The organism is Vibrio sp. 10N.222.46.A1, assembly GCF_041473595.1.
Classification (GTDB): Bacteria; Pseudomonadota; Gammaproteobacteria; order Enterobacterales; family Vibrionaceae; genus Vibrio; species Vibrio tasmaniensis_A.
In genome coordinates, this window is the sequence record NZ_JBFRSN010000243.1 from 1 (window position 1) to 9,127 (window position 9,127).

Below are 9,127 nucleotides of genomic sequence, written 5' to 3' on the forward strand. Positions count from 1 at the left end.
CCGGTGACAAGATTAATATATCAGTCTCTGGGGGAGCGACGCTTTACTCTCTGTTCAAGTTCGACAGCATTGGACACTTGTGGGAAAACCAGAGTATTCGTTCATCAGATGAGCAGCTTTATAAGGCGAAGGCCGCAGGCAAGAATCAAGTGTCTATTCACGTACATTAATCTGTGAACTGCAGTTTAGAGCCTAGTCGTTTGCTAGGCTCTTTTTTATCTAAGGAAAAAGACCCTTAAGATGAAACAGTAGCTAAGAATAAAATGCAGATAAGGCCAAGTGTCTTCCGACGAGGTGTTACTTCTTCACGCGGACTTTTCTCATCCACTTCTGGTGAACACCACGGCGTAAGCTCTGGAAGCTGTTTTCTACCTTGTCTACCCCAAGCAGAATCACTAGCGCCATTAGCGTGATAATAACCGACTGCGAAAGGTGGCCAAGTGCGATCATCATACCTAATGCAGCGAGTACCCAGATAATCGCCGCTGACGTTACACCATGAATCTTTCCATCCAATGTCATCATTACCCCAGCACCAAGGAATCCAACCCCCGTAATTATCTGACCAAGTACACGAGCTTGATCGAGAGTGTTGGGGGATAGGCTAATCGCCATGGTGAGGAAGAAGTAAGTACCGCTAATGATAAGGATCGATGTCCGGATCCCGACGGGTTTACCGCGTGTTTGCCTTTCGATTCCGATTAAAGAACCACACAACATGCATGCTGCGAGGCCTGCCCAGCTAAAGGGGGCAAGGTTGAGAGCTTGTTCTATAAATTGTGACATATCACCCCTCCTAAGAATTTAGAATAGAGCCGAGTATGCTAATAATAGACCGGACGATCGAACAAAAAATTTTTGTCGTGAAGGTGCATTTAGCAACGTGTTGTCGTTACAGATAAGCTTAGTCGCTTTTTGAAGCTCGCTCGTTATTCAATGTTTAGGTCGAGTGGTGTTTTGCTACTGCGTCCGCCAATTTCACGGGTTAACTTAGGTACTAGATAGCCAGAAACCTCAGAGATTAATCCCTTAAAGTGGTGTTTCGCTTCTTCATCGGAGATATAGAAATGAGCAGCTCCCTGAACTTTATCAAGTACATGCATGTAGTAAGGTAAAATACCGGCGTCGAATAGCTTTTCACTTAATTTTTTCAATGAGCTAGCGCTGTTATTTACGCCTTTTAGCATTACGCCTTGGTTGAGCAGAGTCGCACCAGTTTGCTTCAGCTTATGGAAGGCCTGCTTGAGCTCTAAGTTGATTTCATTGGCATGATTAATATGGCTAACCATGACTACTTTAAGACGAGTGTTAGCTAATGTTTGGCATAGTTCATCAGTCACTCGCGCCGGAATCACGACAGGTAATCGGCTGTGAATTCGAACGGTTTTCACATGTGGAATTTGTTCGATAGCATTGATCAGCCACTCTAGTTCGCTGTCTTTGGCCATAAGAGGATCGCCGCCAGACAAGATCACCTCGTTGATCTCGGGATGTTGAGCCACATAATCGAGGCTAGTTTGCCAAACAGACTTAGATCCTTTGTTATCTTGATAAGGGAAATGACGGCGAAAGCAGTAACGGCAGTTAATCGCGCAGCCACCTTTCACGATCATTAGCGCGCGGCTTTTGTATTTGTGTAGTAGTCCCGGAATCGCGTTTTCTTGCTCTTCTAAGGGGTCAGCAGAATAGCCTTGGTGCACATCAAACTCTTCACTTAGCGGTAAAACTTGTCTTAGCAAAGGGTCGTGTGGATTGCCTTTTTCCATTCGCTCAACAAAGCTAAGAGGAACTCGAAGTGAAAACAGCTCACGTGCTGCGAATCCTTTTTGCCACGGTGTTGGGTCTATTTCCAATGCTTCAAGCAGTTTTGTCGGGTCAGAGATCGCATTCGATAGTTGTTTGAGCCAGTTTTGCTCAACAGATTCGACTTTTCGGGTTATGATATGCGGCATTGAAATTAACTCAAAGATGTGGAAGAGAAAATCATGGCGTCAGTAAGCACCAATGAATTCAAAGGCGGTTTAAAATTCATGTTAGATAACGAGCCTTGCGCAATTATCGACAATGAATACGTTAAGCCAGGTAAAGGCCAAGCGTTTAACCGTGTAAAACTTCGTAAACTGCTGTCAGGCAAAGTGTTAGAGAAAACATTCAAGTCAGGCGAAAGCTTCGAGCTTGCAGATGTTGTTGACGTTGAACTAGGCTACCTATACAACGACGGCGAATTCTACCACTTCATGAACAACGAAACATTTGAGCAAATCGCAGCAGACGTAAAAGCAGTCGCTGATTCAGCAAAATGGTTAGTTGAAAATGACGTTTGTACTCTAACGTTGTGGAATGATAACCCTATCACTGTTACTCCGCCAAACTTTGTTGAGATCGAAGTAACTGAAACTGATCCTGGCCTTAAAGGCGATACACAGGGTACGGGTGGTAAACCTGCAACTCTAGCAACAGGCGCGGTAGTTCGTGTTCCTCTATTCATCGCTATCGGTGAAGTTGTTAAAGTTGATACTCGTACTGGCGAATACGTTGGTCGTGTGAAGTAATTTGATTGTGTCCATCTTGTTTAAGGTGGCTCAGTGAAATAGAAAAGGTCGCTTATGAGCGGCCTTTTTTGTATCTGGCGATCGGAGAAGAGCAGATTCGAGTAAACGAGATTCGACAAGTAACAAAAAAGCAGAACAAGATAATCCTGTTCTGCTTCTAGTATTTTCGTTCTTAAACTCTTCGAATCTCAGTTACCCGAATCTCGAATCTGCTCTTAACTGTTAAATCATAAAAATGAAGATAACAGATAGCGCGCTGATTAGGCCTGCAACGAAGTAGCAACCCACTTTACCAGCAACGCCGACGTGGAACTTAAGGTCGTGCATGCCGTGGTGAAGACGGTGCATTGCATGCCACATTGGCAGTGCTAGCGTACCGATGATGAATAGCGCACCGATAATGCTGGTGGCAAACTCAGAGACACGTTCGTAGCTCATTGCATCCGCATCGATAATGCCCATTGGCACCAAGATACCCAGCACTAGAATGGTGATTGGTGTAATCATCGCGAACCAAGTACCGCCAGCGCCGAATAGGCCCCACCAGATTGGTTCATCAGAGCGTTTCGGATTGTGGTTAACATTGTAATTTGTGTTCATAACGAAGCTCCTTACACCACCATCAGAACGATTAAAGAAATAAATGCCACCGCTGCCCACTGGGTCAGTACGATGATTCTTTTATCTACCAATTTGCCTTTAAGGCGGATTGGCATTACTTGAGGCATCATGCTGAAGAAGGTCTGAGCGTGCAGTAAGCTGCCTAGCAGTGCCACGATGTTGATACCAACAACGACAGGGTTAGCCATAAAGCTCAACCAACCTTCCCACGCTTCAGGCCCTTTCACTAGCGAACCCAAACCGAAGGTTAGGAACAGAGTGAATAGAATCAAAGGCAGTACAGTCGCTTCACGTAGCATGTAGAAGCGGTAGAACGGATGGTTGCTCCACCACGTTCTCTTCATCTCACGAACATAAGGCTTACGGTTGCTCATATTATGCCTCCTCTGCTGTTTTTACTTGCGATCCATCAGGCTTGAACATCGAGATAACGAAGTCCATTGAAGACTCAACTTTGCCTTGGTTTACAGCTGCTGCTGGATCTACTTTCTTCGGACAAACGTCAGAACAGTAACCTACAAACGTACAGCCCCAAGCACCGTTGTCGCCATTGATAAGCTTCATGCGCTCAGCTTTACCATTGTCACGGCTATCTAGGTTGTAGCGGTGAGCAAGAGCAAGTGCCGCAGGGCCAATGAACTCAGGGTTTAGACCAAATTGAGGACACGCTGCGTAACACAAACCACAGTTGATGCAGCCAGCGAACTGTTTGTACTTCGCCATTTGCTCTGGAGTTTGGATGTTAGTGCCGTCTTCTGGTTTACGGTCGTTACCAATGATGTAAGGTTTGATTGCTTCAAGGCGTTCGATGAACGGTGTCATGTCGACAATCAAATCTTTCTCGATTGGGAAGTTAGCTAAAGGCTCGATCTTGAAGCCGTTCGGGTAGTCACGTAAGAAGCTCTTACATGCCAGTTTTGGCACGCCATCAACCATGATGCCGCAAGAACCACAAATCGCCATACGACAAGACCAACGGTAAGACAGGTCTTTATCTAGGTTATCTTTGATGTAACCAATCGCATCAAGTACCGACATGGTTTCATCAAATGGAACTTCAAAGGTTTGAAAGTGAGGTTCTGCATCGTGCTCAGGGTCATAACGCAGGATTTCAATTTTTTGGATTCGATTCGCTGACATTATGCTTGCTCCTCTTCGCTCTTCTTCGCATTCTCTTCTGCCGCTTTTTCAGCAGCAGCGGCTTTCTCGGCTGCTTCACCGTATAGACGAGCTTTAGGTTGAGATTTAGTAATCTTAACGCCGCTGTAGTCGATAGTTGGTGCTGCATCTTCGTTGTAGAAAGATAGAGAATGTTTCAGGAAGTTCACGTCATCACGTTCTGTGCAGTTGTCGTCTAGACGTTGGTGTGCACCGCGAGACTCTTTACGAAGGATCGCTGAGTGAACCATCGCTTCGGCAACTTCAAGGCCGTAACCCACTTCGATAGCGTAAAGTAGGTCAGTGTTGAACACTTTGCCTTTGTCTTTAATGCTGATCTTCTTGTAGCGAGCTTTCAGTTCAGTGATTTTGTCGATGGTTTCTTGCATCAAGTCTTCTTGACGGTAGATACCACAACCCGCTTCCATGGTGTGACCCATTTCAGTACGGATATCAGCCCAGTTCTCATCGCCTTCTTGAGCCAAGATGCCAGCGATGCGATCTTCAACCGCTTTCACTTGCTTAGCAATAGACTCTTCGTTCCAGCCTTTGAATTCAGCTGCGCGTTTCACGGCTTGTTCACCGGCTACGCGGCCGAAAACTACGAATTCAGCAAGAGAGTTAGACCCTAGGCGGTTTGCGCCATGTAGGCCAACTGAAGCACACTCACCAACAGCGAATAGCCCTTTAATGCGAGTTTCACACGTACCGTTGGTTTCAATACCACCCATGGTGTAGTGAACGGTTGGACGAATTGGGATTGGCTCTTTTGCTGGGTCAACGTTTACGTACGCTTTTGCAAGCTCACAGATAAACGGAAGACGCTCTTGCAGGTACTCTTCACCAAGGTGGCGAAGGTCAAGGTGTACGACATCACCAAGCGGGTGCTTGATGGTGTTGCCTTTCTGCTGCTCGTGCCAGAATGCTTGAGAAACTTTGTCACGAGGACCCAGTTCCATGTATTTGTTTTTCGGCTCGCCCACTGGAGTTTCAGGGCCCATGCCGTAATCTTGCAGGTAACGATAGCCGTTCTTGTTGACGATGATACCGCCTTCACCACGACAACCTTCGGTCATCAAGATGCCAGTGCCCGGGAGGCCTGTTGGGTGGTATTGAACGAACTCCATGTCACGCAGTGGTACACCGTGGCGATAAGCCATTGCCATACCGTCGCCAGTTACGATGCCGCCGTTGGTATTACAGTGGTAAACACGACCTGCGCCACCGGTTGCTAGAACAACAGATTTTGCTTTGATGGTAACAAGCTCACCTTCAGACATGTGAATCGCGATTAGGCCTTGTACTTCGCCATCTTCAACGAGCAAATCCACCACAAAGTACTCATCAAATCGTTTGATTGTGTCGTACTTCATCGAAGTCTGGAACAGAGTATGAAGCATGTGGAAGCCGGTTTTATCCGCTGCGAACCACGTTCTTTCTACCTTCATACCGCCGAATCGGCGTACGTTTACTTCACCGTTTTCTTTACGACTCCATGGGCAGCCCCATTGTTCCATTTGGATCATTTCGCGAGTCGAGTTTTCAACAAAGTATTCAACAACATCCTGTTCACATAGCCAGTCGCCACCGCCAACAGTATCGTTGAAGTGGTTATCTAGGCTATCTTCGTCTTTAATTACCGCTGCTGAACCGCCTTCTGCTGCCACCGTGTGCGAACGCATTGGGTAAACTTTAGAAATCAGTGCAACTTCCAATTCAGGATTAGCTTCAGCTGCTGCAATTGCTGTACGAAGACCAGCGCCGCCTGCGCCGATGACTGCGATATCTGTGGTAATTGTCTTCACAGTTATTCTCCAGTGTGATGCGGAGTATTCCGCTTGTTATTATAAAAAGCTTATTGGTAGTACTTACTAATTGGCGTTACTTACTAATTAATAGTACGTAAACGGCATCAACCGTTTATTACCCCTAAGCCTTAAGTGGTAGGTTCAGTGTAAGAGAGGAAGGTATTCGAAAAGTTGATGCATTTGGGTTTTTAGGTCGGTAGTGCATATGGAGGCATAGAATTTATAGGTTATGTGACTGCAATCACGGCAATCAATTGTTGATAACGATTAGCCCACAGGGCTTGTGTTAACGGCTTGTTGAGTATGATTTTTGTTATCAATGTGGATGTAAAATCTGTATTGATAATTGTATTGTAGAACGTAATTTTCTGGCTTCATTAAAACAACATTTCGCTTTCAAGAATAGAAAGATAGAAGCTTACAAAAGCGATGAAAGGTGGTAATTTTCGTCGTCTAGAATTCAGTAATATGGAACTCAATAATGCACTCTACATGGCAACCGGCCGCAACCATTAAGCAGTTAAAGCAACGTGCTGATATCCTTAATCAAATTCGTCAGTTCTTTGTTGAGCGAAACGTGATGGAAGTGGATACGCCTGCGATGAGCCACGCCACGGTGACGGATGTGCATTTACATACCTTCAAAACTGAATTCGTAGGGCCTGGTTATGCGCACGGCCAGCCACTATTCTTTATGACTAGCCCAGAGTTTCATATGAAACGCTTGTTGGCTGCCGGAAGCGGTTGTATTTACCAAATTTGTAAATCTTTTCGCAATGAAGAAAATGGCCGTTATCACAACCCTGAGTTCACTATGTTGGAGTGGTATCGCGTTGGTTTTGATCATCATGATCTGATGGATGAGATGGATCTGCTGTTACAGCAGGTACTTAAATCAGGCATAGCAGAGCGAATGACTTACCAACAAGCCTTTATTGATGTGTTAGGTGTTTGTCCGCTGGAAGATTCGATGGATACGCTAAAGCAAGCAGCTGCGAAACTAGGGCTCAGCGACATAGCTGACCCCGAGCAAGATCGCGATACGTTATTGCAGCTTCTTTTCAGTATTGGGGTCGAGGCGAAAATAGGCCAGCAGGTGCCTGCGTTTGTGTATGACTTCCCAGCATCGCAAGCAGCGTTAGCTAAGATCAATCCAAACGATTCACGAGTCGCCGATCGCTTTGAGGTGTATTTCAAAGGAATTGAGTTAGCAAACGGCTTCCACGAGTTAGATAAACCGCAAGAACAACTTAAGCGCTTTGAAGATGATAATGCCAAACGTATTGAGATGGGCTTATCACCTCAACCGATTGATCATCACTTGATTGAGGCATTAAAAGCAGGCTTACCAGACTGTGCGGGTGTTGCTTTGGGTATCGACCGTCTGATCATGCTGGCGTTAGGTTATGACCATATCGATGATGTGACGGCTTTTCCTTTCCCACGTTCTTAGCTCTCTATTCAGCTAGTCTTACTGACGGTTTGGCTAGCTGACCAGAATCCCAGTACCCACTACGGCAACAATGGCACCGATCCAAGCGTAGGCATTTGGTCTCTGCTTGGTGTAAAGCCAAAGTATCGGTAACAACATGATGGGTGTAGTTGAAGATAACAGAGCGACCATACCGACATTACCTTCCTGCAACGCATACAAAATCAACGTCATTCCTACTGCCATCGCTAGAAAACCATTAACCGCGGTAATCGCGAATATCTGCTTATTCATTGGGTTAAGTGCGCGTGAAAGTTTGGCGCCTGTTAAACGAAATGCGGAGTGAGCAACAAAAGCGGTGATCATTCGAATGGCAGAAGCGGCAACAGGGTCGATACTGGTTTGCATCACGGGTTTGGCAATGATGCCGCCCAATGCTTGGCAGATCGCTGCGGTGATTCCCAGTGCGACACCAATCCACACGGTGCCCTTGATGGTTTCAAGCTGGTTGTTGGCTTGTCCTCGACGACCAAAGAATATCGCAGTTAATACACCACTAAACACCAAAGCCGAGCCAATCAGCTCAATAGAGGTCATACTTTCACTAAACAGGAAGTAACCAAGAATCGCCGAGAACACGGCGTGGCAAGAGAACAGTAAACCCGCTTGGCGCGGTCCCATTCGGTTCAAACAGGCAAATAGGGCGGTATCACCAATGAATATACCAATCAGGCCAGATAGCATCATCGGCGTGATTAGATTGGCTTCGACAGTTGACCAACCTCCGGTAAACCAAGCCATGCTTGATAAGATGATCGCGGTACAACCCATTCTCCAACGGCTATAGGCGAAAGAACCTAAGTGTTGGGCAGGCTTTACTGACATTAGGCTCGCAATAGCCCAAAGAAAAGCGGCAGCTAGAGCTAACCATTCAAATCCCATCTGAATAACATCCTTGTGTCTGGGATAAATTAGCTCATCAATATGCATCAAACCGAACTGAGAACAAAGTGATTCTTATGAAAGAACTACTTTGTTTCAGTTATTAGTTTATGTCAGCTGTCGCTCGGTGGTGTGGTTCACTTACTTTGCTTGAGTCGCACTATACCTTAAAGCGCTCCACGTCCTGGCGCATCGACTCGGCAGCGCTACTCATTTCATTTGAGCTATTGCGACTGCTTTCAGCTTGCTGTGCAAGGTCATCAGAGGCATCCTTGATTCCTTGCGTATTACGGCTGATGTCTTCGCTGACCGCGCGTTGCTCTTCCGCAGCACTCGCTATTTGCAGCGCCATATCGTTGATTTCAGTGATTGCCTGAGTGATTTTAGTCAGGCTGCCATGAGCTTGTTCTGCGAAGCCAACACTGTTCTCTGCTAACTGAGTGCTGGTGGTCATGCTTTCAACGGCATGTTCGGTATTTTTCTGCAGTGTATCAATCATCACGCGGATCTCTTCCGTCGAGCCATGCGTTCTTTGGCTGAGCACTCGCACTTCATCGGCGACAACTGCAAACCCACGACCTTGCTCGCCCGCTCGTGCGGCTTCAATCGCTGCA

The 9,127-nt window shown here is 46.3% G+C and carries 10 protein-coding genes and 1 pseudogene; 3 read left to right on the forward strand and 8 right to left on the reverse strand.

Annotated features, from left to right (window positions below; all coding sequences use genetic code 11):
* Nucleotides 1-170 (forward strand): annotated as a pseudogene (locus AB4496_RS08255) (sensor domain-containing diguanylate cyclase); the annotation flags it as partial.
* A gap of 127 nt (nucleotides 171-297) precedes the next feature.
* On the opposite strand, the gene AB4496_RS08260 reads toward AB4496_RS08255, so the two are convergent.
* Entirely contained in the window at nucleotides 298-786 is a 489-nt protein-coding gene (locus AB4496_RS08260) for an MgtC/SapB family protein (protein WP_009847921.1), read from the reverse strand.
* Nucleotides 787-929: 143 nt separating this feature from the next.
* Entirely contained in the window at nucleotides 930-1,952 is a 1,023-nt protein-coding gene (gene epmB / locus AB4496_RS08265) for an EF-P beta-lysylation protein EpmB (protein ID WP_009847920.1), read from the reverse strand.
* Nucleotides 1,953-1,985: 33 nt separating this feature from the next.
* Here epmB and efp point away from each other — a divergent pair, with 33 nt between their 5' ends.
* The gene (gene efp, locus AB4496_RS08270; RefSeq protein WP_009847919.1) at nucleotides 1,986-2,552 is read left to right on the forward strand and encodes an elongation factor P; all 567 of its coding nucleotides are present in this window, start codon (nucleotides 1,986-1,988) and stop codon (nucleotides 2,550-2,552) included.
* A 222-nt stretch (nucleotides 2,553-2,774) separates the two neighbouring features.
* Here the strand turns inward: efp and frdD are convergent, their stop codons facing one another.
* The 4 genes from frdD to frdA are packed head-to-tail and all read right to left on the reverse strand — an operon-like array spanning nucleotide 2,775 to nucleotide 6,136.
* A complete protein-coding gene (gene frdD, locus AB4496_RS08275; RefSeq protein ID WP_009847918.1) occupies nucleotides 2,775-3,152 on the reverse strand; it encodes a fumarate reductase subunit FrdD in 378 nt (125 codons plus the stop codon).
* Nucleotides 3,153-3,163: 11 nt separating this feature from the next.
* A complete protein-coding gene (frdC, locus tag AB4496_RS08280) occupies nucleotides 3,164-3,547 on the reverse strand; it encodes a fumarate reductase subunit FrdC (protein ID WP_004733341.1) in 384 nt (127 codons plus the stop codon).
* A 1-nt stretch (nucleotide 3,548) separates the two neighbouring features.
* Nucleotides 3,549-4,313 (reverse strand): succinate dehydrogenase/fumarate reductase iron-sulfur subunit, encoded by a 765-nt coding sequence (locus tag AB4496_RS08285; protein ID WP_009847917.1) that lies wholly within the window; start codon nucleotides 4,311-4,313, stop codon nucleotides 3,549-3,551.
* Nucleotides 4,313-6,136 carry a fumarate reductase (quinol) flavoprotein subunit gene (gene frdA / locus AB4496_RS08290; RefSeq protein ID WP_009847916.1) on the reverse strand — a complete coding sequence of 608 codons (1,824 nt, stop codon included), beginning with the start codon at nucleotides 6,134-6,136 and terminating at the stop codon, nucleotides 4,313-4,315. The genes AB4496_RS08285 and frdA overlap by 1 nt, the downstream gene beginning before the upstream one ends.
* A 484-nt stretch (nucleotides 6,137-6,620) precedes the next feature.
* On the opposite strand from frdA, the gene epmA reads away from it, so the two are divergent.
* Nucleotides 6,621-7,592, forward strand: coding sequence for an elongation factor P--(R)-beta-lysine ligase (epmA, locus tag AB4496_RS08295; RefSeq protein ID WP_009847915.1), 972 nt, complete (start codon nucleotides 6,621-6,623; stop codon nucleotides 7,590-7,592).
* A gap of 33 nt (nucleotides 7,593-7,625) precedes the next feature.
* Here the strand turns inward: epmA and AB4496_RS08300 are convergent, their stop codons facing one another.
* Complete coding sequence (locus tag AB4496_RS08300) at nucleotides 7,626-8,513, reverse strand: DMT family transporter (protein WP_009847914.1); 888 nt, start codon at nucleotides 8,511-8,513, stop codon at nucleotides 7,626-7,628.
* Nucleotides 8,514-8,673: 160 nt separating this feature from the next.
* Nucleotides 8,674-9,127 (reverse strand): methyl-accepting chemotaxis protein (locus AB4496_RS08305; RefSeq protein ID WP_372130801.1); only part of this gene is annotated, 454 nt, incomplete at its 5' end.